At 59.0% G+C, this 22,842-nt stretch carries 16 protein-coding genes; 2 read left to right on the top strand and 14 right to left on the bottom strand.

The window, feature by feature from the left end; all coding sequences use genetic code 11:
* The first annotated feature begins 9 nt into the window (after positions 1-9).
* A complete protein-coding gene (locus tag QOL82_RS24230; RefSeq protein WP_283444883.1) occupies positions 10-1,290 on the top strand; it encodes a cytochrome c in 1,281 nt (426 codons plus the stop codon).
* Between the two features lie 530 nt (positions 1,291-1,820).
* A complete protein-coding gene (locus tag QOL82_RS24225; protein ID WP_283444882.1) occupies positions 1,821-3,947 on the top strand; it encodes a PAS domain-containing sensor histidine kinase in 2,127 nt (708 codons plus the stop codon).
* Here QOL82_RS24225 and QOL82_RS24220 read toward each other — a convergent pair.
* The 14 genes from QOL82_RS24220 to QOL82_RS24155 form a co-directional block, all read right to left on the bottom strand.
* Positions 3,910-4,440 (bottom strand): response regulator, encoded by a 531-nt coding sequence (locus QOL82_RS24220; protein WP_283444881.1) that lies wholly within the window; start codon positions 4,438-4,440, stop codon positions 3,910-3,912. The two genes, QOL82_RS24225 and QOL82_RS24220, sit on opposite strands and share 38 nt — an antisense overlap.
* The gene (gene nosR / locus QOL82_RS24215; protein WP_283444880.1) at positions 4,437-5,756 is read right to left on the bottom strand and encodes a response regulator c-di-GMP phosphodiesterase, NosR family; all 1,320 of its coding nucleotides are present in this window, start codon (positions 5,754-5,756) and stop codon (positions 4,437-4,439) included. The genes QOL82_RS24220 and nosR overlap by 4 nt, the downstream gene beginning before the upstream one ends.
* Positions 5,753-6,784: an ATP-binding protein gene (locus tag QOL82_RS24210; RefSeq protein ID WP_283444879.1), complete on the bottom strand. Its 1,032-nt coding sequence runs from the start codon at positions 6,782-6,784 to the stop codon at positions 5,753-5,755. Before QOL82_RS24210 ends, nosR begins: the two co-directional genes overlap by 4 nt.
* Before the next feature lie 17 nt (positions 6,785-6,801).
* On the bottom strand, positions 6,802-7,644 hold the full coding sequence (locus tag QOL82_RS24205) for an HDOD domain-containing protein (RefSeq protein WP_283444878.1): 843 nt from the start codon (positions 7,642-7,644) through the stop codon (positions 6,802-6,804).
* Complete coding sequence (locus QOL82_RS24200; RefSeq protein WP_283444877.1) at positions 7,641-7,952, bottom strand: hypothetical protein; 312 nt, start codon at positions 7,950-7,952, stop codon at positions 7,641-7,643. The genes QOL82_RS24205 and QOL82_RS24200 overlap by 4 nt, the downstream gene beginning before the upstream one ends.
* A 33-nt stretch (positions 7,953-7,985) precedes the next feature.
* Complete coding sequence (locus QOL82_RS24195) at positions 7,986-10,214, bottom strand: ATPase, T2SS/T4P/T4SS family (RefSeq protein WP_283444876.1); 2,229 nt, start codon at positions 10,212-10,214, stop codon at positions 7,986-7,988.
* A complete protein-coding gene (locus QOL82_RS24190) occupies positions 10,211-11,449 on the bottom strand; it encodes a sensor histidine kinase (RefSeq protein WP_283444875.1) in 1,239 nt (412 codons plus the stop codon). The genes QOL82_RS24195 and QOL82_RS24190 overlap by 4 nt, the downstream gene beginning before the upstream one ends.
* Positions 11,446-12,096 carry a GTP-binding protein gene (locus tag QOL82_RS24185; RefSeq protein ID WP_283444874.1) on the bottom strand — a complete coding sequence of 217 codons (651 nt, stop codon included), beginning with the start codon at positions 12,094-12,096 and terminating at the stop codon, positions 11,446-11,448. The genes QOL82_RS24190 and QOL82_RS24185 overlap by 4 nt, the downstream gene beginning before the upstream one ends.
* The gene (locus tag QOL82_RS24180; RefSeq protein WP_283444873.1) at positions 12,089-15,400 is read right to left on the bottom strand and encodes an EAL domain-containing protein; all 3,312 of its coding nucleotides are present in this window, start codon (positions 15,398-15,400) and stop codon (positions 12,089-12,091) included. The genes QOL82_RS24185 and QOL82_RS24180 overlap by 8 nt, the downstream gene beginning before the upstream one ends.
* A gap of 6 nt (positions 15,401-15,406) precedes the next feature.
* Complete coding sequence (locus QOL82_RS24175; protein ID WP_283444872.1) at positions 15,407-15,928, bottom strand: P-loop NTPase family protein; 522 nt, start codon at positions 15,926-15,928, stop codon at positions 15,407-15,409.
* Positions 15,929-16,171: 243 nt separating this feature from the next.
* Entirely contained in the window at positions 16,172-16,843 is a 672-nt protein-coding gene (locus QOL82_RS24170) for a response regulator transcription factor (protein ID WP_283444871.1), read from the bottom strand.
* Entirely contained in the window at positions 16,840-18,921 is a 2,082-nt protein-coding gene (locus tag QOL82_RS24165; RefSeq protein WP_283444870.1) for a PAS domain-containing sensor histidine kinase, read from the bottom strand. The genes QOL82_RS24170 and QOL82_RS24165 overlap by 4 nt, the downstream gene beginning before the upstream one ends.
* A 670-nt stretch (positions 18,922-19,591) precedes the next feature.
* The gene (locus QOL82_RS24160; RefSeq protein ID WP_283444869.1) at positions 19,592-21,739 is read right to left on the bottom strand and encodes a GAF domain-containing protein; all 2,148 of its coding nucleotides are present in this window, start codon (positions 21,737-21,739) and stop codon (positions 19,592-19,594) included.
* 962 nt (positions 21,740-22,701) lie between these two features.
* Positions 22,702-22,842, bottom strand: a 141-nt coding sequence (locus QOL82_RS24155) for a hypothetical protein (protein ID WP_283444942.1), incomplete at its 5' end; no start/stop codon positions are given.

The following is a 22,842-nucleotide window of genomic DNA, read 5'->3' as shown; positions in this document are numbered from 1 at the left end:
GGCTGCCCTATGAAGCGCATTCTGTTAATTCTTATCGCCCTGGTCATTGCTGTGCCCGCGCTGGTCATCGGGATACAGCTGGTGCATGCTCCGGAAAATGATCATCCAAGTCGCTCAGTCAGCAATAAAGACGAACAATTGGTCGGCGGCGAGTACCTGGCTCGTGCCGGCAATTGCATGGGCTGTCATACGGCGCGGGGCGGCCAACAATATGCCGGCGGCCGACCCATTTCCACGCCGTTCGGCACGATCTATTCGTCAAACCTGACTCCCGACGACACGGGTCTTGGAAAGTGGACGCAGGATGACTTCTGGCGTGCGATTCATAACGGCAAATCCAGAGATGGCAGCTTCCTGTACCCGGCATTTCCTTACCCGAACTATACGAAGATCACACGAGCGGATTCGGATGCGCTGTTTGCCTATTTCCAGGCGCAAGCTCCGGTCAAGCAGGAAAATCAGGAGCACGATCTGCGCTTTCCGTATAACCAGCGCATCATGCTCGCGTTCTGGCGAACGCTTTACTTCCGTCCGGGAGAGTTCCAGCCCCAGGCAAGCAAAAGCGCAGAATGGAATCGCGGCGCTTATTTAGTACAGGGACTGGGTCATTGCAGCGCCTGCCACACCAGCCGCAATGCGCTTGGCGGCAGCATCGCCGAAGAGCGCCTTGGCGGCGGCATGATCCCGATGCAGAACTGGTATGCATCGGCGCTGACAGCGGATAAGGATGCCGGCCTGGGTGCATGGGAAGAGAAGGATATCGTCGATCTTCTGAAAACCGGCGTATCGCAGCGCGGCAGCGTCTTCGGTCCGATGGCCGACGTGGTCAGCACAAGCTTGCAGCATCTCTCGACACCAGATATTCAATCGATGGCCGTTTATTTGAAGTCGGTTCCAGCATCGGTTGATAATTCAGTGAAGAGGCAACCCGATTCGGCACGGGCGGATAACGATATTCTCAAGCAGGGATTCAAACTCTACGAACAGCAATGCGCCGCATGCCATGGTGCGGACGGAAAAGGGGCTCCTCCGGCTTATCCACCGCTTGCGGGGAACCGGTCGCTTGCAGTTGAAGTGCCCATGAACCCGGTGCGCATGGTCCTCAACGGCGGATATCCCCCCGGTACTGCAGGCAATCCAAGACCCTACGGCATGCCGCCATTCGGTACAACGCTTTCCGATAGCGAAGTGGCGGCTGTTGTTTCCTATATCCGTGCAAGCTGGGGAAATCAAGGAGGACCTGTTTCTCCGGATTACGTTACCCGCCTGAAGGGTACGCCCGTCGAATAGGGGCGGACCATGCTCAGCCATCACCGGCCCGGCGGGGCAGCAAGCGGCATGATGCCGTGCGATAAGGGTCGCCCGATGAGATCAGGTGTCGAGTGTACTTGCAGGTTGTGCCAGACCAGGAGCAGACGCAATGCCGGCGGAAGCGGCGCTCGCGTGAGGCATACCTGCGCTTCCAGCCGCCAGGGTGCCCCCTGTCCATGGTTCAGCCCGTTATCACGTCACCGGCAAAGGTTGACGCAAACATTGCAGAATCGCGGCCAGGTCCTGCTGCAGGCAGGGATGCAAGACCGCATTGGCCGCATGGGGACGCTCAGGGCCCGCACTCCGGTTTTCTCCCACGTCATGAAAATTTCCGCGATTGCGCCATGCTGTAACCCACGATCGGGCTCTGCTTGCTATGCGTGAAAAACGTCGACATGGTCGATGCGGCACACCGCATTCCCGATGCCGTAATTCTGTGGTATTCCGCAAGTCCATGACCGGCCAAGCGATTAGCATGAACAGACAAGCGGACACGGGGTGAGGAAATCATGGCCGAAAAAGTTCGGCAGTTTGTGAATGCGCGCATTCGCTCCGACCCGCATGTCGCCGCCAGGTTGCGGAAGTGGTCCGGTATATGCGGCAAGCTGGTCTTCGCCGCGGGATGGATCGGGCTTGCGGGATCCGGGATGGACGGTGTGCTGCTGAAACATGCCGCATCATGGGGCATGCATATGACGGGGGGCGTTGCCTTGGTCGCCATATTCGGTAGCGGCGCGCTGCTGTTGATCAACCACGCCAAGGGATGGCGTTTCCTTTGGGTCATTGGAGAGATTCTCGCGCTCGCCGTTATCGTTGTCGGCATTGTTTCATTAGCGCAGCATTCAGCAGGAGTCGATGTAGGCATCGAAGGGATCCTTTTGCCGCAAGGAGTCGGCATGGCCGGCCGCAGCCCTATACACATGACGGTATCGGCGGCGCTGGACACATGCATGCTAGGTGCGGCATTGCTGTTGCTTAACGCGCAGTCGCGCGGCGTATCGATTTCCCAACTGCTGGTCATGCCTGCGGCCTTCCTTGCCCTGGCATCCATCAGCATGAGCTTGTACGTTGTCGGAGTGCATGGCGATCAGGCCCAGCCGCCTTTGATGCCGCTCGATACTGCCATCGTCTTCCTCGCTCTCTGCATTGGCATCCTGTTCGCTCATCCAGACCGCGGACCGTTGGCGCGCTTGGCCTGCCGGAACGCGCAGGGTTTCGTGTTGCGGCGGCTTATTCCCGCGCAATTGGTGCTGGTGATGGCAGTTAGCTGGCTGATTGCAACGGGCCACCGGGTGAGCCTTTTCAGCAGCGAACTGGGGACGTGTCTTGGGGTGATCGGGATCGCCGCGCCGATGGCATTTGTGATCTGGTGGAGCACAAAGTGGCTGGACGGAGCGGATGCCTATCGACGCGACGCCGAAGAAGCGCTTCGCGACCTCAATGCGCAGCTCGAATCGCGTGTTGCCAAACGCACTAAACAGCTCGAAATGGCCATCGGCGAACTTAAAAAAGAAATCCAGAAGCAGGCAGCGGCGAAAGACGCGCTGAAAAGAAGCGAGGCGAACTACCGCTTTCTCTTCGAGTGCAATCCGCTGCCGCTTTACGTGGTCGACCAGATCACCCTGCGTTTTATAGGAGTCAATGAGGCCGCGCTGGAGCAATACGGCTATACCAGCGATGAATTCCTTGGGATGACTGCCGATCGGATTCGTCCCGAAGACGAAGCCGAGTTATTGGCAGAACATTACAAAGCCCCGCGCCTGGGCCGTCACCATGCGGGCGTTTGGCGTCATAAGAAAAAGGACGGCACGGTGTTCGACGTCGATATTTTCTACCATGGTGCAACGATAGAGGGCAGGCCGCAAAGCCTGACCCTTGCGCTGGATGTAACGGAGCGACGACGGGCAGAACAGGCGCAGCGGGATTACGCAGCGCGGCTCAGGGTGCTGTCGTATCAGCTATTGAATGTGCAGGAAGCGGAGCGGGCCCGGATTGCGGCCGAACTGCATGATGAAGTGGGCCAGATGATGACGGCGCTGAAGCTCGGCTTGCAAAGCATGCGTGGCGCCGCCAGGAGTGTGGGCTGGGAAGCAAAGCTTGCCGATTGCATACAGCTTGCCGCCGGCTTGCTCGATCGCATTCGCAACCTGTCGCTCGACTTGCGGCCGCCCCTGCTGGGAGAAATTGGCTTGGCCGGCGCCTTGGACGCGCATGTCAAGAATCTCGCGGAGATGTCGGGGCAAAACATCGAATTCGACGCTGGTCGGCTGCAGCGATTGTCGCCGCAGATCGAAATCGCCTGCTTTCGCGTGGCGCAGGAAGCGCTGACCAATGCGGTACGCCACGCCAAGGCTACCCGCATATCGGTCCGGCTTTTCCTGGAACAGGGGAGGCTGCAGCTGCGGGTGGCCGATAATGGCGTCGGCTTCGATCGGGAGGAAGCCTATCGACGCGCGTTGGCGGGCAAGAGCATGGGATTGCTGAACATGGCCGAGCGCGTGAAACTGATCGGAGGAAGCTGCGCTATTCGCTCTGCTCCCGGACAAGGCACCTCGGTCGAGGCTTCTTTCCCGCCGGATAATGCGGCGGGAGTACCGTTCATTCCAGCCGGACCGAACCGTCCGGCCCCCAGTTGACCTTGGTGATGCCCGGCTCTTCTGCTTCGAGCCGCCGCGCTTCCAGTTCCTGCGGCGTGAGCTGGCCGCGCTGCACGCGCAGCTCGTCGGCCAGCCGCTGATTCGCCATTAGCTGGTCGCGCCGCTCCAGGACCAGCGCCAGCGTCGCCTTGAAATCCTCGATTAGCCATGGCTTGGGGATATACCGGAATACTTCCGCGCGGTTGATGGCGCTCATGACCGTCTCGAACTCGGTCGACGCGCTCAGGATCAGGCGCACAGCATCCGGCTGCAAGCCCTTGACCATTGCCAGGAATTCGACGCCATTCATCTGCGGCATGTGATAGTCGGAAATCACGACATCGAATGCGACCTCGCCGCTGCGCAGCAAGGCTTGTTCGGGCTCCGTGAAGATTTCCACGCTCATGTCTTTTTCAGAAAGACAGGCTCGCAAGGCGCGCTTCAGCGCATACAGGACGTTGATTTCATCGTCCAGAAGCAAAAATCGTCTCATGGTTTTTTCCCTTCCCTGCGCACATGGATGGTAAGCGGACTGCCAGTCGATTTCTCAAAGCGGGCAATCTGCTCGATCAAGCGGTCGGTCAGTTTGTTGCCAGCCGACAGGAGCAGCGAACCATCGCGATTGAGCAGGTCGCGCGCGACGATCATTCCGGCACGCAGTTCAGCCGGGCTTGCCGCCTCGTCCAGCAAGGTCTCGGCGATGACGGTGCTTGCGCCGCTGACGATTTCCTGGAAGGCTTCGACCACGACCGGATCGTAGCGCTTGCCTTTGCTTTGTAGGATGAGCGGCGCCGCCTCTTCCGGCCGCAGCTCGCGCTGCACCAGCCCGCCTATTTGCAGATTATCGTAGTCGCTTGCAAGCGCGAGTATGCGTGCGCCGACGGGTATGTTGAAGCCGGACAGGCCATCGGGGAAACCTTCGCCGTCGAAGCGCTCGTGTTGCGAACGTATGATCCTGGCCGCATCGCGTAAATCCTCCAATGGCATCAACATTTCTTCGCCGCGCGCCGGGTGCTTCCGGTAGAGCGCGAGACAGTCTCCCTTCATCCGCCACTCCGGCATGGCAAGCATTTCGTCGGAAAAGCCGATCTTCCCAATGTTGTGCAATAGGCCGGCGACAAAGACATCTTGCGTCTCTTGTGTCCCGAGTCCCATCCGCAATGCAATCTTGCGCGCCAGGTCGGCGACGCGGCGCGAATGGCCGGCAAGATTGCCGCCGCGGGTTTCGATCAGGTTGGAAAATACCTTGATCGACGTGAGAAAGCTGGTCTTGAGCTTTTCATTCGCCTGCGTCAGGTCGGCCGTGCGCTGCTTCACGCGGGATTCGAGTTCGGCGTTGACTGCCTTGAGTTCTTCGTTCTGACTGCGCGTCAGGCCTTCCAGGCGCCGTCTTTCCTCTTCCAGCGCCTGACGCTCCAGTGCGTGCCGCACGACCAGGAGGATATCGGTATCGTCCCACGGCTTGGTGATATAGCGGTAGATTTCGCCGCGATTAATTGCGTTCAGGATCGACTGCACGTCGGCATAGCCGGTCAGGAGCAGGCGCAGGGCGCCAGGGCACAGGCAGCGGGCACGCTCCAGAAAATGCGCGCCGTCCATTTCCGGCATGCGCATGTCGGAGATGATCAGATCCACGTCTTCCCTTTCCAGCAATGCCAGCCCGGAAGCGCCGCTGTCGGCAGTCAGCACCTCGTATCCCTGGCTGCGAAACAGGCGGCGCAGCGAGGACAGGATGTTCGGCTCATCGTCCACGCATAGAATGCGCGCAGCCTGACGCGTCGCTAGGGTCATGGCCGGGGCTGCATTCATCGGCTACCCTCCGGTGCGCTGTGCCGGATCGGAAGCGTGATGCAAAACGTCGTCCCCATGCCGACCGTGCTTTCGACCTTGATACTCCCACGATGCTTTTGAACGATGCCGTATGAAAGCGAGAGACCCAGGCCGGTGCCGGTACCGATCGGCTTGGTGGTGAAGAATGGGTCGAAGATGCGTAACAGGTTTTCCTTCGGAATGCCGCAGCCGTTGTCCGCGATTTTGATCCAGACGTTTTCACCGTCGGCGCCGGTGCTGAGCGTGATGGCGCCGCGCTTGTCCTTGATCGCATGTGCAGCATTGACCACCATATTCATCACCACCTGATTGATCTGCGACGGCAAGCATTCGATATCCGGGATATCGCCGTATTGCTTGACCAGGTCCGCCTTGTATTTCACTTCGTTGTTGACGATATTCAACGTCGAATCGATGCCCTGATGCAGATTGGCCCACTGCCATTCCTGGTTGGCGTCGGTGCGGGAAAAGTCTTTCAGATCCTGCACGATCTTGCGCACACGCACGATGCCTTCTTTCGATTCCTTCATCAGCACCGGGATGTCCTCCTTCAGGAAATCCAGTTCGATTTGCTCGCGCAGATGGGTGAGCGCGGAGACCACCAGGGGCTGCTGGATGTTTTGCTCCGCCTCTTCGTACGCTGTCAGCATCTTCATCAGATCGGCAATATAATTTTCGAGGGAGCTGAAATTGGAAAATATGTATCCGATCGGATTGTTGATTTCGTGGGCGACCCCGGCGGCGAGCTGACCGATCGAGGCCAGCTTTTCCGACTGCACCAACTGTTCCTGTGCCATTGAGAGCTTGGCGTTCAATTCGGTTAATTCCCTGTTGCGGCGCGTGAGTTCGGCCTCCACCGTTTCCCTTCTCCTGATGTCTTCTTCCAGGAGGCTATTGGCCTGCTCCAGCTGATAAGTCCGCCTCGCGACGAGTTCCTCCAGTTCGTCCACGCGGGCGGAATCCCCGGCGCCGCCATGCTGGTTTTTATTGGATAGGATCGTTTTCATCGTCATCTCCGGCCTGATCAAGCGAGAAGCAGCTGGCACACTTCTTCAAATTCCAGCTCGGTCTGCCGGAACACTGCGTGCAGCGTCGCAGAAGGGATGCGAAGGCTGTTCCAGGCGTTTTCGACGATCGTCGGCACCATTGCGTCTTCCTTACGCGGCAGATCGAGGGCATGCACAATGGCATCGGCTGCGTGAATCACGCTTGCGATATCGCCCAAGTCCTGCGATCTTGGCGCATGATGGTTGGCGATGACCATTTGCATCAGCACGGGAAACTTCCAGTGCGTCGCGAGTGCCTGTCCGGCGACCGTGTGGTCAAGGCCGAGCGTCACCCGTTCCGCCTCGTCCTGGTGGCAGTCATGCGATATGCGGTAGGCTACCGCTGCCGCATATTGCTCGGGGAAGCGCGTCACCAGCACCAGCGTGCCGACGTCGTGCAACAGGCCGGTGATGAAGGCGTAGTTCTGGTTGAGATTCATTGAGCGTGCCAGCAGTTTGGAACAGACTGCCGTGCTGGCGGCATGCTGCCAGAACGATTTGAAGTCGAAGGCGGGATGAACGCTCGAAGAAAAAACATCGGTCGCCGCGGCCGCGGTAATCAACGCGCGGACACTGTCGAAGCCCAGCACGGTGATTGCCTGCTGGATCGTGGCAACCTTGCGCGACAGGCCGTAGAACGAGGAATTGGCCAGGCGCAGCGTTTTTGCTGCCAGCGCCTGGTCGCGCGATACCTTCTCCGCGAGAGCGTTCAGGTTGATATCCTCCTGCTCGAAGCTGTTGAGCAGATCAATGACGATTACCGGCAGTGAAGGCAGACTGCGGATATTTTTTCCCAGATCGTCGTGCGAGATCGCAGTCATTTCGTGCTTCCTAATCGATAGTCGTTAACGTGCTGCCACAAGGCGCTGCCGGCGCCGCTTTTTCTAAACAGATTGGCCAGACGCCGCTGCACGCGTTCCCGTTCCGCTTGCAGGTCCGCGTTCGACAGGTCGTCGTTGACGACGCAGATCGTATCGATGCCCCGGCGGCGCAAGGACGCGAGAAGCGCGTCGGTTAGGACGGTGCCCGCCGGTAGCAGCGTCCCGCCCTGGCGGTCGACTATTGCCTGGGATAGCACCATGCCTGCGATGGCAGCATCCAGGTCCAGTTCCTTGTAGATCTTCATCATGGCCGCTTCCTCTATTGTCGAATTCGCTTAGTTTCATTCCGGTCCGAGCACCCGGAACACTTCATCGAGCGTGGTCAATCCCAGGCTGACCTTGTTGAAGGCGTCGTCGCGCAAGGTGATGAATCCATGTTCGCGCGCATATTCGGTGATTTCCGTGACGGCGGCCTGCGAGGCGATCAGATGTCGTAGGTGCCGGTCCGGCAGAAGTACTTCGTAGAGGCCGACGCGCCCCTTGTAGCCGGAGTGGTAGCAGGTCGGGCAGCCGCTACCGGCAAAGACCTGTTCCATGCTTTCTGCAAACTTGCCGCCCAGTCGCTGCAGCAGTTCGGTGTCGGCATTTGCCGGCGCGCGGCATTCGTCGCAAATGCGCCGCACCAGGCGCTGGGCAACGATCGCTTCGAGGGCGCTCGCCACGACGAAGGGCTTCAGGCCGAGGTCAAACAGGCGCGAAATGGTCGCGACTGCGGAATTGGTATGCAAGGTCGAAAACACTTGGTGCCCGGTCAATGCGGCGTGGAAGGCGACTTCGGCGGTTTCGACATCGCGGATCTCGCCGATCAGGAGCACGTCGGGGTCCTGGCGCAGGATGGCGCGCAGAATCAATGGAAAGGTCAGGCCGATCTTCTCGCGGACCAGCACTTGGCCGGCGGCATCGAGATAGTATTCGACCGGATCTTCGATTGTGATGTAGTTCTTGTGCGAGGTCGCGTTACTCTGGAGCAGGCTGTAGAGCGTCGTGGTTTTCCCGCTGCCGGTCGGTCCCGTGGTCAGCACGATCCCCTGCGGCTTGTCGTTGGCGTGGCGGATATTCGCCAGATTCTCCGCGCTGAAGCCAAGCGCGTCGAGACTCTGGACCGCGGAATTGCGGTCGAGAATGCGCATTACTACCTTTTCCCCGTTGATGGTCGGCAAGGTGGAAATCCGCAGGTCGACCACGCGGGTCGGCGTCTTCACCGCCAGGCGCCCGTCCTGCGGGCGGCGCCGCTCGGAAATGTCGAGCTCAGCCATGACCTTGATGCGCGACACGAGGGATTGGTGCATGCCATGCGGAATATGGATCTTGTCGACCAGCACGCCGTCAATGCGCAGTCGTACGACCACGTTCTTCGCGCGCGGCTGAATGTGAATGTCGGATGCGCCGAGCCGGATGGCTTCCAGAAGGATCGAATTAACCAGACGGATGGCGGGCGGTTCGTCCGTCGCCTGCAACAATTCCTCGATCGACTGGGCATCGCCGTCGTCTTCGATGACGATCTCCAATCCTTCGTAGGGATCGGGCGAACCGAAGTTGCTTGCCAGCTCAGTGATATCGTTTGCGCTCAGCATGTAGACTTCGGCGATTTTGGCGCGGATGCTTGCCATTGTTGCCAGCACGGGCGCGATTTCCAGGCCCGTGACGAAGCGCAGGTCGGCCACGAGACCTGCATCCAGCGGATCGGCCATGGCCAGCGTCAGCCGCTTTCCCTCGATCTGCAGCGGCATGACAAACTGCTGCTGGCAAAGCAGGGCAGGAATCAGCGCCGCTACTGCGACGTCGACGGTGAACTCATCAAGCGCAGCCTGCTGCAGCATCAGGTCCTTGCTGAGCAGGTCGTATATCTCTTTTTCGCTTGCCCAACCGCGGTCGACGATCAGTTTCACGACCGGCTCCGTGCGCTGCTGCTGACGCGTGCGCATCAGTTCCTGCACCTGTTGCGTATTAAGCAGGCCGCGCTTGTTGAGCATGACGGCGAGCTGGCTGCGGTTGGACACGCCGTACCTGGCGAGCTGCTCGATTTCCTTGGTCTTTGCCTGGTTCTCGGTCGCGAGAGCCCGGTTTTTCTGCTGCAGCGCGTGCTGCTCGAGCGCCAGCGCAACCGTGACACGCAAATCGTCGTCGTTCCACGGCTTGAGTATGAATTTATAAACCGCGCCCGCCTTCATCGCACCGACCACCGCGTTGACGTCGGCGTGGCCGGTCAGCATGATGCGGATCATGTCGGGCTGGATCGCACGCACCTGTTTGAGAAGGTCACCGCCGTTAAGGCCCGGCATCATGTAATCGCTGATCACGACCTGAAAGTTTTCTTGTTTGAGCCGTTCCAGGGCCTGCGCAGGATCCTCGCAGCAAACCACCTCATAGTTCTCGTAATGGAACACGCGGCGCAAAGCGGAAAGCACATTGGGTTCGTCGTCGACCAGTAAAAGGCGATTCCGCCGGGCCTGCGGTACGCTGCCGCCTGCCGGCGCTTGCATGCCGGTGAAAAGCTGGGCATAGCTCACGCTGCACCATCCGCGATCGGCAGGCGGATTGTGAACGAACTGCCGGCGCCGACTTTGCTTACGACATCGATGTGCCCGCCGTGGGCCGCCACGATATCGCGGCTGACCGTCAACCCCAGCCCCATACCCTTGCCGACTTCGCGTGTCGTAAAGAAAGGGTCGAATATGCGCGGCAGGATATCGGGCGCAATGCCGCTCCCGTTGTCTCGTACATCAAGGCGGATTTCGCCAGCTGCTGCGCGGCTGGCAATCCGGATGGCGCCACCCTGTTTGCCCAGGGCAAGGTAGGCGTTCTGAATCAGCGAAAACAGCACCTGGTTCATGCGGCTCTGATCGCAGTCGATCGGCGGCAGGGGCGCCAGGTCCAATTCAAGCGCAACCTTGCCTGGCCATTGATCGGCCAGCACTGCAGCCGCCGCGCGTACCGCAGCGTTGAGATCGGTTTTTGCGGAGGCTTGGCAATCGACACTGGCATAAGCCTTGAGATTGGCCACAATGCGCGCAATGCGGTCGGCGCCGGTGATCGACTCGGCCAGCAGGACGGGAAAATCCTCGAGGGTGAAATCGAGATCGCAGCGTTTCCACACCGGGTCGACCCGGCCATCATGGCTGCACCTGAGCTCCTCTAGCGCTTGGCGCATCTGGTCGAAATAGGCGGAGGCGCTGGTGAGATTACTGCGTATGAAGCCGATCGGGTTATTGATCTCGTGCGCCATGCCGGCAGCCAGGCTGCCGACGGACGCCATTTTCTCGGATTGGTAGACCTGGCGCTGCGCGCGTTCGATCTGCGCTACCTGCGCTTTCACGCGCTGTTCGAGCTGCGCGGAAAGATCGCGGTAGCGTGCTTCCGAAGCCTGCAGTTCGGCATGTTTGTGCTGCAATTCTTCATAGTCTGCGTGAACCGCATGGAGGTGCACGTGGGAGGCCATCCGATAGCGATATGCGCCGGCCAGCACCATCTGCAGCCAGGCCGCGCAGGATTCGACTTGATTGTGAGCCGATTCGGACGCCACAAGCCGGCCGCTGGTTTCGATGTCGATTCGCAGGGGCGCATCAATGGCGACCATACCGGGCTTCAGGCCCGGGCCCATGACCGGCGTGCCGTCAGCTTCCTCGATGACCCAGTGTTCGCCGAGCGAGCCGTTGAGCGAGGCTTCCAGTCTGGCAAGAGGCAGCGCGCGCAGCAGCTCGGCAAGCGTGAAGTCGCGGTCAAGGTGATCCAGGCAGACGTTCATGACGTTCTCGTCGCGGCAGCGATGAATTGCTCGCGCAATAGGCCATGTTGCAAAGCAAGCGAGAACATGCCGTCGAGACGGTCGTACATGCGGCTCAGCAAGGCGACGAATGTCTCAATGACGCCCGACCCTTCCATCGCCGATGCCAATACCAGGGGCCATGTCGCGGCCGACCAGCGCGCATGGATCTCCTGCTCGCTCAGGATGTCCTGCATATCGCGTTTGTTGAATTGAACAACCAGCGGCAGGGCGGCAGTGTCCAGACCAACCGTGGCGGCGTTTGACATCAGGTTCTCGAACGCTGCGCCGTTATTGACTGCCTGGTTGCGCTGCGAGTCGGCGACGAAGACAACGCCGTCGGCGCGCGACAGCACCGCTTTTCGGGTGCCATCATGCGCGACCTGTCCGGGCACCGTGAATACCTTGAACTTCACCAGCAAGCCGGAGGGCGCAGTGAATCCGAGTGGCAGAAGATCAAAGAACAGGGTACGGTCGCCGTCAGTGTCCAACATCATCATGTCGCCCTTTAATTCCGGCGCCAGCAGGTCGTGCAGACGGGACAGGTTGGTCGTCTTGCCCGATAAGGCCGGCCCGTAATAGACCAGTTTCACGGTGAGCTTATTCTTCTTGCCGTCCAGTTCAGCCATGAACCGTCTCCTCGCAAGGTGTCAAGGTGAGCAGCTTCCCGCGCGATTCGGTGCCGTGCCCCATGCTGCGCGAGACGACATTGAAGCGCATGCCATTCAATACCACCCTGCATTTATCGCCCTCGGTCGTGCCGCGTATTGCTTCCAGCACCTGCGGTATCAGAAGCGCGGCGTCGGCGCCGAGCACCGGGCCGGCCTCGCTGAACAGATTTTGCGCGGCGATGTTGACAAAGGCCACGAGCTCGTCGTCGTCCAGGCCGATGACCGGCTGGCCGACATGCAGCAGCGCTTCGCGCACGATATCGAGGCTGACTTCACCGCGTTTGATCTGCTGCTGTTTTTGCGCGAGCAAATCTTCCAGCTGGCGGTTGGCCTTCGCCAGCTCCTGGTTCGCGGTGCGCACCGCGAGGTTGAGACGGTGATTTTCGCCTGCCATTTCCTTGTGCTGAAACGCTTCCGCGATATGTTCGCGCAACTGCTGGTCGTCCCAGGGCTTGGTCAGAAACTTGTAGATTGCGCCTTCGTTGACGGCATCGGTGACGGACTGGAGTTCCGTAAATCCCGACAGCACGATGCGCACCGTGTCCGGATACATCGTCTTGACCGTGCGCAGGAATTCCACGCCGGTCATGCCTGGCATGCGCTGGTCCGAGACGATCACATCGATCTCATGCTGTGCCAGTAACTCCAGGCCTTCCTTGCCGCCGGATGCGGAGAACACCTGGTAGCCGTCGCGCCGCACCAGCCGCCTCAATGCAGCGAGGATATTGGGCTCATCGTCCACCAGAAGCAGCGTTCGCGGCGGCTTATGCAGACGTAGCAGGTGGTCCGGCAGGCGCTGCCCCTCGCGCAGGAGCTCTTCGATTTCCTTCGCGGGCAGCGGTTTGGAAAACAGGAAGCCCTGGATTTCATCGCACATGTTGCGCGACAGGAATTCGCATTGCGCTTCTGTTTCCACCCCTTCGGCGATGACCTTGATGCCAAGGCGGTGCGCCATTGAAATGATCGCGTCCGAAATTGCCGCGTCGTTGGACTTCGGCGCGATTTCCTGAACGAAGGACCGGTCGATCTTGAGCACATTGATCGGAAAGCGCTTGAGATAGGAAAGGCTGGAATATCCGGTGCCGAAATCGTCGATCGACAATTGCACACCGAGGCTGCGCAAGTCGTTCAGCACCGCGATCGCATGGTCGACATCGGTCATCACCAGGCTTTCGGTCAGTTCAAGATCAAGACGGTGCGGCGGCAAACCGGTGTCCTGCAATACCGTAGCGACCATGTCGACCAGGTTCTTTTGCGAGAACTGGCGCGCCGACAGGTTCACACCGATGCGCAGTTCGTCCAGGCCCGCGGCTTGCCATGCCATGTTCTGCATGCATGCCGTGCGCAGGATCCAGGCACCGATTGGCACAATCAACCCGGTTTCCTCCGCCAGGCCGATGAATTCATTTGGCGGGATCAGACCTCGTTCGGGATGCCGCCAGCGCAGCAGCGCTTCCATGCCGACGATACGGCCGGTGCGCAAATCGACTTGCGGCTGGTAATGCAGCACGAATTCGTCATGCTCGAGCGCGTGGCGCAAGTGCCGCTCCATGCGCAGCCGCTCCAGCGCCGACTCGTTCATCGAAGGCGTATAGAACTGGCAGTTGTTTCGTCCCAGTTCCTTGGCGCGATGCATGGCCGTATTGGCATGTTCAAGCAGTTTTTCCGGTACCGTGCCATCGGTTGGATACACTGCGATCCCGGCGCTGCAGCTGAGAAAGAATTCGTTGCCGTCCACGCTGAGGGACTGGGTCACTGCCGCCACGATGCGCTGCAGGCTGACGGACACGACGCTCTGGTCTGCTTCTGAGGCCAGGACCATGACAAATTCGTTGCCGCCGAATCGGGCGACGGTATCGGTTTCGCGCAAGGACGCGCGCAGCCTGCGCGCGAGAAGCTCCAGCACCGTATCGCCGCCTTTCAGGCCTATCGTGTCGTTGACCCGCTTGAAGCGGTCGATGTCGACGGAGATTACCCATACGCTGTGCTTGTAGCGGTCGGCGTGCGCAATCGTTTGATGCAAGCGGTCCCGTAGCAACTCGCGGTTCGGCAGACCCGTCAGGTTGTCGTAGTGGGCAAGGTAGGCCAGATGCTGTTCGGTCCGCTTAGCCTTGGTGACGTTGTGATGCGCGATGACCAGGCGGGTCGGCCCGTCTTCCGGAAAGCGCGTGACCCTAGCGATGAACCAGCGCTTCTCCGTCGGCGAGTCGCAGGTGTACTCGATGCTGAATTCCTTCCGTTCGCCGCGGCTCACCGCGCGGATGCCATCCGCGAAGGCACGGGCTTCGTTGGCGCCGATGCCGATGGCCTGATCGCATACAGCCAGGTAGTTGACGTTCTCCCATGCCATGTTCGGTGGCGCGCCGTTCGCCAGCGCGAATTCGCGCCAGGACTTGTTGACAGCGAGGATCCTGCCTTGTTCGTCGATCACGCAGATATGCTTGGTCAGGGCGTCGAGAGTGGACCGGATGAAGCGTTCCGATTCCCGCAAAGCCTGCTCCATCTGCTTGCGCTCCGTAATATCTTCCACCGCGGCGATCAGATACTTCGGCTTTTCGTCAGCGCAGCGCAGCATGCAGATCGCGACGGCGCTCCAGAAGATCGAACCGTCCTTGCGGCGATAGCGTTTGTCGTAGTAATGCGTTGCGGACGGACCCGCTTCAGACAGGAACTTGATGATCGATGGGATGGCGTATTCCTCGTCCGGCGCCAACAGATGCTGCGCCATCAGTGACGACATCTCGCTTTCGGTATAGCCCGTCATCTGGCACCAGCGCTGATTTGCCAGCAGTATCTTGCCATCGAGGCCGACGTGCACGATGCCTACCGGCGCGATGTCGAAAGTGGCATGGAATCGCCGCGTGTTTTCCCGAAAGACCTCTTCCGAATGCCGGCGCAGGCGCAAAAACGCCTCCAGCCTTGTCAGAAGCTCTTCTTTGTCCAAGGGCAAGCGCAGCACGTCGTCCCAGCCCGCATGCAGCGCAGGGATGGCGCGCGCACTGCCCGTCAATGTCATCAGCACCGGCAGATAGTGGGGGCGCGCACGCTTCTTCATGTCCTGGAGAAGCTCGCCGTTGCGGCGCGCGCTCGACTCGTCGATAACAATCAGCGAGATGGCTGCACTTAACTGTGCCATATCCGCCGCTGTCAATATTTGCACGCCATATCCCATTTTCGTGAGAAGTTGGGCGAGCAGAATTCGATCCGCTTCGCGCGCGATCCAAATGCCGATTGACGCTTCTTGGGGGGAGGGACGAATCATGGGAGATCAATCACAGGCAAAGACCGGCATGCGAGTCAACGTTTGTTGCAGGCGACGGAGTTGTTCACTGATGTTTATGCCGGATGGGCCGACCTTCAATGCGCGGAGTGCTGATTCGAAGTTGCCGATGACTTTTTTCAGGCAGCCGACGATCCTGGTAGCCCGGCCCGCTATTTCAGCATGACGCAGCAGCATGCTGGTGTCAGCAAGAGGGGTCACGCCAAGGTCCGTCGCCTTCAGGCTCTTGCTGGTGATATGTTCGATGCGATGCGTGAAAACGCTGATGCCGTTCGCCTTGATGCGCATGCGATGGCGGCCCGACTTAAAACTCGGCCCGCGCAGCTTGTCGATTTGTAAGCTGCGTATGCCCAAGCCCAAATCCGCCGCGATCCTGCAGTCCAGCCGAGTCTCGCCGTCCGGAGCGTCTGCCAGGGGATACCCGCAGTTCGGCACCAAGCCGCCGCCCGGGATTCCTTCGCAATAGGGGATGCCAGTAGAGCGACGTAGTTGCGGGGTGCTGATAATCATTGCACGACTCATTTACTAATGGATTATGTGACTACGGCATGCAGGATGGACGTCATTGCTTGCACTTTTTGAAGCGGATTTGATTGATTTCAATACGCTGCCTGCTGATTGCGGGGATGATTTGGACGCAGTGATGCTACCTGTTTCACCGCCGGGCGCAATCAGGCTTTTCCCTAGCATTATCAGGAAGGCCCCGATCAACTGCCGGGCGTTAACGCTAGGGAAAAGGAGCGATTGGAATTTTTATTTTTCGAGAGTGACCAGACCCACGCGTATTGCATAGCGCACAAGGCCCGGGATATCGCGTATGCCGAGCCGTTCCATCAATTGCGTCCGATGCGCTTCGACGGTTTTGGGGCTGATGCCGAGCCGCTGCGCAATCTCCTTGGTGGACCAGCCTTCCGCAATGTGCTTCAGCACTTCACGCTGGCGGGCCGTCAGTTCGATCGAAGCTTTCGCCGGCATCTTGGAGAGGCCATTGGGCACATCGGGCGAACGCCTCAGGTAGCTCTCCACCAATTGCTTGCGTACGCGCGGGCCGAGATAGAGTTCTCCGCTCGCCACGGTCGCAAGTGCAAGTTCTATTTCCTCGGTTTCGGAATCCTTCAACAGATACCCCGAGGCGCCAGCACGTAACGCCTGTTCCACATACGCTTCGTTCAGATACATGGACAGGATAACGATCTTTGTCTGCGGGAAGCCGCGCTGTATTTCCGCCGTGGCTTCCAGTCCGTTCATGATGTCCATGGCGATGTCCATGAGAATCACGTCAGGGCGGTGCTCCGCAACCAGTTGGAGCGCCTCGGCGCCGTTGCTCGCCTGCGCCACCACTTCGACGCCATCGATCGTCTGCAACAGTGAGTTGATGCCGGCACGAACCAGCACATGATCGTCGACCAGCAATACGCGAATCACTTCTTGCCTTTTATGGCGTCCGCATTGACATCTCGTTCGCCGAGAGGAAAATCTGCACGCAGAGTCGTGCCCATGTCAGGGCAGGCGCAAATATTGAATTGTCCGCCCACCAACGTCACGCGCTCGGCCATGCTCAGCAGACCCATGCTCTTGCCTGCCAAGGCTTGGCGCCGCGTCGCTTCGGGATCGAAACCGATGCCGTCGTCTTTTATTTCCAGGCTGAGCACGCGGTCGGATTGATGCAGCCGGACCAGAACGTTGCGTGCTTTCGCATGGCGCATGACATTTGTCAGCGCTTCCTGTGTCACCCGAAAGCAGGCGATTTCGGTTTCCTTTTCAAAACGTCTGGCTACATCGCTGGCCGCAAATTCGGCATGTACGCCGGTGCGGTATGCAAAGGATCTGACATGCGCATCCAGGGCCGCGGTCAGTCCCAGTTCATCCAGAACCGGCGGACGCAAATCGAGCGAGAGCGTCCTGACCTGTTCCAGAGCCTGTCCCGAGAGCTGAATGCAGTCTTCAAGGCGCCGTTGCAGCACCGCCTGGTCGACAGATTTGCGCAGGCTCTGCAGCTGGAATCTGACAGCCGTCAGAGTTTGTCCGATCTGATCGTGAAGCTCCCGTGCGATTCTGGTTCTCTCCGCTTCCTGAACGTTGAGCAACTGCTGGGATAGGAGGCGCAACCGCGTCGCGTGTTCCTGGAGGGCCATCTCCGTTCTGCGTCGCTCGGTGACGTCCAGGACGAGCAGCAAGCTGCTCGGCCTGCCTTCATGCAGCACGATGTGATGATAGACTTCGGTTTCGATCACGGTGCCGTTCTTTTTCATCGAGCGCCAGATGCCGGCATTGTTTTGTCCCTCCGTTGTTTCTTTTAGATAGGCGGGCAGGCGTGCGACTTCCTGAGGCAGCAGCAGATCGTGCGCAGTCGCCTGGAAAAACTCTTCGCGCGTATAGCCGTACATCTCCAGCGCGGCCTGATTGACTGCGGTATAACCGTAGGTTGCAGAGTCGAAGACGAACAATGGCAGCGGGTTGGATTCGAATAAGAACTGGTAGCCTTGCTCGCTGGCTTGAAGTGCGTCAATCGCAAGCTTGCGCCCCGCGATTTCTTCTCTGAGCGCCTGATTGGCCGAGGCGAGCTGCGAGGTGCGTTCGTCGACGCGCCTCTCCAGTTCGGCATTCATTCCCCGGATTTTGTTCACCGCATACAAGCGTTCCACTTCCACGCGATTGATCAGGCGAGCGCGCAGCCATAAGAGAGGCATCGTTATTGCTGCGATCAGGATGGCGAAGAGAGCGGTTCCAGTTTCCGTGTCGAACAAGCCCGCTCTTTCGCCGTTGATCCTGATCCATCCTCCGATGACCAGGAGGACCGCGCCCGTGGGCAATGCCCTGCGCAACATGGTCCCGCCCGGGCTTTGGCTGGCAACGCTCAGCACTGGCTCCGATTCGGGTCGCAGAAACAGCACGCCAGTCGATACCAGAAATAGAACCCATCCGGATTGAATCGCGGTGGCATATATCTCTGGCGATTGTCCCGTACTCGGATCATAGACATACTGAAGGAGCGTGAATAAGGAAAGGGCAGCTACCGGCAAGGAAAGCGCCTGGCCAAGTGCGATACCTTTCCATTCGATGTCGATGAGGAGCATCGCGCTGCCCAGGAGGAAAAAGCTGACGGAATCGGGTACGCCGATTTGAAACGGCGAAGTAACTATCTCGTTCATCACAGCGACAACATATTTGCTTAAGCCCGCTGCCGCTAAAAAATCGGTGCAAAGCAGGAACGCGCTGGCGATCGCAACGACAGCTGCGCAAAACCTTCCGATGGTGCGGCGAGCCACGAATGTGGAAGGCGTGGCCAGCAGAAGCAGCGCGGTGCCGCTCAGGATGTTGACGGCTGCCGTATAAAAAACGAAAGCCGGTTGGCGGGAAACGGGGCAGCATAATGTAAGCAGCCTGGCGCCGCAGGCCAACAGGGAGGCGGATCCGGCCGCGATCACCACCCAGCCGCATATTCTGGACCAGACTTCAAATACGTCACCAACGCGCGTATTCAACTCAAGCTTTTGGTTCAAGACTGACACAGTCGCGGTTTCCGATCCATGGAGAAAAAATCAAAGTCCTCGCATAGGTAGCAGTGCAACACTCCTTATTTTTTCACCGAAGACGCGTCTCAGAAAAGAGCTCAGGTGCCGATCCGGCATGATTTAAATAAAAGGAAAACAGTTAACGGATCGCCCATTCGTACATCGAAGGCCCTGATGCTTGCCGTTAACCTCCTTGCACTGCCGCCGCTTCGAGAAAACGATAACGTGGATGCATACGGCCCGGGAATGAAGGAGGTATGTGCCTGTAAATATCCTGCGAACTACCTATCCTGCGAACTACGTCGCGCCATGGTATCAGCTTCCAAGTGGGAAGCAATCGGAGCTTTCCCTAAACGCGCAACTTTGTCTAGGGAGAATCCTTATTGATAATTTGACCTTGGCGTCGCGGCGTGAAGAAATAGTTTGATGCGATGGCCTGGTATTCGCTCGCGCCGCGCGCCGAAAGCCACGTTCCGGAATATCGTCGCTCGTCTCCCAAAACGCTTCGGCAAGCTACGGTTTGCCGTTCAACCTGTTCGTGTTGATCCTTCCTCGGCAAGCACGTTTCTTGCGGCCGGTTTGAAACAGACGAAACGGGAGTCTGCATCCAGGGCCATCACTCCCTCGATAGTGCGACTCACGACCATCGCGAACAGAATTACAGTTCGCGCTGCGCCGCCTCTATGAGCAGGCGCTCGATCAGGCTGACCGCCTGGCGCGCATACAGGTCAAGCATGCGCAATTCACGGTCCAGCGGATAGTGCGGCTCGCGGAAATGGGTGGAAAGCACTCCCAGCAAGCGGCCGTCACGGCCGAACAGGGGCGTAGATTGCCAGGCGCGGACGCCCGCTAAGGCAAGTACAGGCCTGTGTGGCACAAAAGCGGGATCAAGGTATGCATTCTGAAGTATGACGCGCTTGCCATGTTTAGCAGCCCTGCCGCTGGCGGTGGTGTCGTCGCATTTCCTGGAATGGAAGTGCGTTAGAAATTCCTCGCAAAACCCTTGTTGGGCGACGATTTCCAGCGTTTGGGTCTGCGGTCTGTAAAGCTGGATTGTTCCCATTTCCGCACCGAGCATTGAAGTCGCTGCGCCCAGCACTTCCTGAAGCGCGGATTCAAGGTCCGAAATGTCCAGCAGGCGGGTTCCGAGAAGCTGCAACCGGTTCATCGCCTGTAATTCGCCATTCAGCCGCGCTTCGGCGCCCTGCAAGACTTCCTGCGCCCGCTTGCGGTCGGTTATGTCGTTGGCACACAGCAGAATCCCGCCATCTTCCATCGGAGATGCATGCATCTCGGTCCATGCCTGGTCATGCTCGTCGTAATACTCAAAGCGCACTGTCATGCGGCCTGACATGGCACGGCGGTATTCCAGTTCCACCAGCGTTCTCCGCAGCGCAGGAAAGGCTTCCCAATAGTTTCTGTTGATCAGGCAGGCTCGTGGCAGGCGAACAAGCTTTTCGGCCGAGGAGTTGACGTAGGTGATCCGCCATTCGGCGTCGACCCCCATGAGACCTTCACTCAAGCCGTCGAGAATAGTCAGGGGAACCGCATGCAATTGCGCATTGCTGCGTTGCGTTTCGCGGCGGGATCTCGTCAGGGCGAGCATCCCTCGTGCCTTGCTCAACAGCTCGCGTCCGCTGAAAGGCTTGGTGAGCCAGTCGTCGGCACCGGCGCGCATCTCTTCCTGAACGGCATCGTCGTTCGACCGAGAGAATAGCAGGATGAACGCGATCGTTGAGGTAAAGGGTTGGGCGCGCAGAGCCTCAAGCAGATCGAAACCATCCAGTTCTGGCCTGATCAGCCCGCTAAGCACGAGCCCTGGCCGATGTTCCAGCGCTGCCTGCAATGCCAGCGGGCCGTTGGGTGCTGAAATAACCTGGTATTCATTGCCGAACAGCTGTTCCAGGTAGGAGCGCATGCCAGCACTGGAATCTGCCACAAGCACCTTGATCTTCGGCTTGTCTTGAACCGCGGAATGCAATGCTTCCGCCGACAGCGGCCCGGGTCCTGGCTCCGGAAACTCATAAGCTTGCGCCGGCAATGGGGCCAGGGCGGGCTGGTCCCACTCGGCAAACGCGCTGGCGCGACTGCCAGGCAACTGGCGAAACGGATGATAGTTCAACCGCGCAAGGCAAAGCTGGAGCGTCGCTTCGACTTGCGCAAGCGTAGCAAACTGCCGGTGATACAGCTTTCGCATGATCCAGCGTTCGACGAGTTTGACCGGCAGAAAAGGCCGCGTCGTCTGCCTCGCTTCCCTGGGGATAGGCGGTAAGACCGAGGTGCCGTAGTGGCGGGCGAAGCTGAGCACCATCTCATGATCGCGCGCTGCATCGTTGGCCATCGTCCCAATCGAGCCGTCGGGTATGATGAGCCTTGGCACGCCGCCATAGAAATGCAAGGCCCGGATTGCGCAGCTGACCCATTCCTGGGCCGTGTCTTTGGAGGCAGCGCAGGCGAAAGATAACCTGGACGCACCCATCGTCACCAGGAAAATATGCGCGTACCCGCCATCGCACAATGGAATGGCCAATTCGGCGAAATGGCCGAACATCTTTTCGCCGCTCCTGAATACTTGCCGCAACGAGCAGCCGAGCCGCAGGACGAAGGAATGATAATGCTCGCAGAACTGGGTGTAACGATAAATTTTTTGTTCGGCATGATCGTCCTTGTACCGCCGCCATTCGCTCAAGAGGGTGGCGCCGCTGCGGCATAGACAAAGATGGATATGCCCGTAGTCGGGCTGCACATAGGGAAACGGCTGTTGGCGGCGAACATGCAAGCGCTGCTTGAGTTCGGCTTCACTCATGCGTCGCGCCACGGCCCAATCAAGTCCCGCGCTCCTCGCCAATCCGACGTATTTTCCGACCGCCCCTTTCGAAAGACCCAGGGACTGCGCGATATGCTCGTGCGAATTTCGTACGTCCGTTTTCAGGCGCAGGATATCCTTAATCTTGTCAATGGATATCGCGGGTCCGCGCACGGTTGGTTCCGGGGAAAAAGGAATCAGGGTTAGGAAGATACTGGGTATCTTGCAGTGCGATTATAACGTTGCGAATTATGGCGAGGCTGTTCTCTTCCGCTCTCTTCGATCCTCGTCAAGGGAAAGCGTCAGATTCCCGAATGGACAGTCGTAGCTCGAAGCAACGTAATGGGATGAACCCGGCATCTTTCCGAGGGCGCGGCAATCCCACACTAGTGCTTCCACACTCTTGCGTCAAGAAAAGGAATTTATCGTGAAGCATATCTGCAGTGAATCCGCTTGGCGAAGCCAGGCCTGCAGGTTCCGGCGTCGACAGGCCAGGGAACCTGATGCGGCGACAAAGGCTGCTCCGGAGCGACTGAACCGAAACGCTATGCGACAGATCGAGGCCGGCGGTGGAGTTGGCATGGAAGCATGCAGCGGCGCGCATCAATCGGCCAGACTGCTGCAATCGCGGTTATATCGTTCAAGCTTGTTGGATCATAATTTTTAAAGCCTTGCGTTGACTGTCATGAGAGCGATAAGCAACAGAGTAAGAGCAATCCTGGGAGGCATGCGTTGGCCACGCATGTGCTTTGTCTAGAAAAGGCTGTTGAGCGTCAGGCTGCCCACGTCGTAGGTCCTGTCCGCGCGTGAGCGGGCGATCAGCATAAGCCGATGGCGGACCAGACACGCTCATGGTTGCCGCAAGGACGCCGATGACAAGGCCTGGCACCGGCCAAGCCGACCGCATGGCTGGCCGCGCTTCCGGCCTCGTCAAGCTACGTGACTGCCGATATCAGTCGACGTCAATGCCCCTTCTCGAACACCAGTTCACCATTGCGGACATCGACCGCAATCACGTCCTTCGGCCCGAACTTGCCCTGCAGGATGGCCTTGGACAGCGGGTTCTCGATTTCCTGCTGGATCGCCCGCTTCAGCGGCCGCGC

It is taken from the genome of Noviherbaspirillum suwonense (assembly GCF_900182955.1).
Classification (GTDB): Bacteria; Pseudomonadota; Gammaproteobacteria; order Burkholderiales; family Burkholderiaceae_D; genus Noviherbaspirillum_A; species Noviherbaspirillum_A suwonense.
The sequence above is the reverse complement of the archived record's forward strand: the minus strand, read 5'-3'. Positions and strand labels throughout refer to the sequence as shown.

Coding starts and splice junctions, on each gene's coding strand:
- QOL82_RS24230 (WP_283444883.1), top strand. CDS start 10: ATGAAGCGCATTCTGTTAATTCTTATCGCCCTGGTCATTGCTGTGCCC.
- QOL82_RS24225 (WP_283444882.1), top strand. CDS start 1,821: ATGGCCGAAAAAGTTCGGCAGTTTGTGAATGCGCGCATTCGCTCCGAC.
- QOL82_RS24220 (WP_283444881.1), bottom strand. CDS start 4,440: ATGAGACGATTTTTGCTTCTGGACGATGAAATCAACGTCCTGTATGCG.
- nosR (WP_283444880.1), bottom strand. CDS start 5,756: ATGAATGCAGCCCCGGCCATGACCCTAGCGACGCGTCAGGCTGCGCGC.
- QOL82_RS24210 (WP_283444879.1), bottom strand. CDS start 6,784: ATGAAAACGATCCTATCCAATAAAAACCAGCATGGCGGCGCCGGGGAT.
- QOL82_RS24205 (WP_283444878.1), bottom strand. CDS start 7,644: ATGACTGCGATCTCGCACGACGATCTGGGAAAAAATATCCGCAGTCTG.
- QOL82_RS24200 (WP_283444877.1), bottom strand. CDS start 7,952: ATGATGAAGATCTACAAGGAACTGGACCTGGATGCTGCCATCGCAGGC.
- QOL82_RS24190 (WP_283444875.1), bottom strand. CDS start 11,449: ATGAACGTCTGCCTGGATCACCTTGACCGCGACTTCACGCTTGCCGAG.
- QOL82_RS24185 (WP_283444874.1), bottom strand. CDS start 12,096: ATGGCTGAACTGGACGGCAAGAAGAATAAGCTCACCGTGAAACTGGTC.
- QOL82_RS24180 (WP_283444873.1), bottom strand. CDS start 15,400: ATGATTCGTCCCTCCCCCCAAGAAGCGTCAATCGGCATTTGGATCGCG.
- QOL82_RS24175 (WP_283444872.1), bottom strand. CDS start 15,928: ATGATTATCAGCACCCCGCAACTACGTCGCTCTACTGGCATCCCCTAT.
- QOL82_RS24160 (WP_283444869.1), bottom strand. CDS start 21,739: ATGAGTGAAGCCGAACTCAAGCAGCGCTTGCATGTTCGCCGCCAACAG.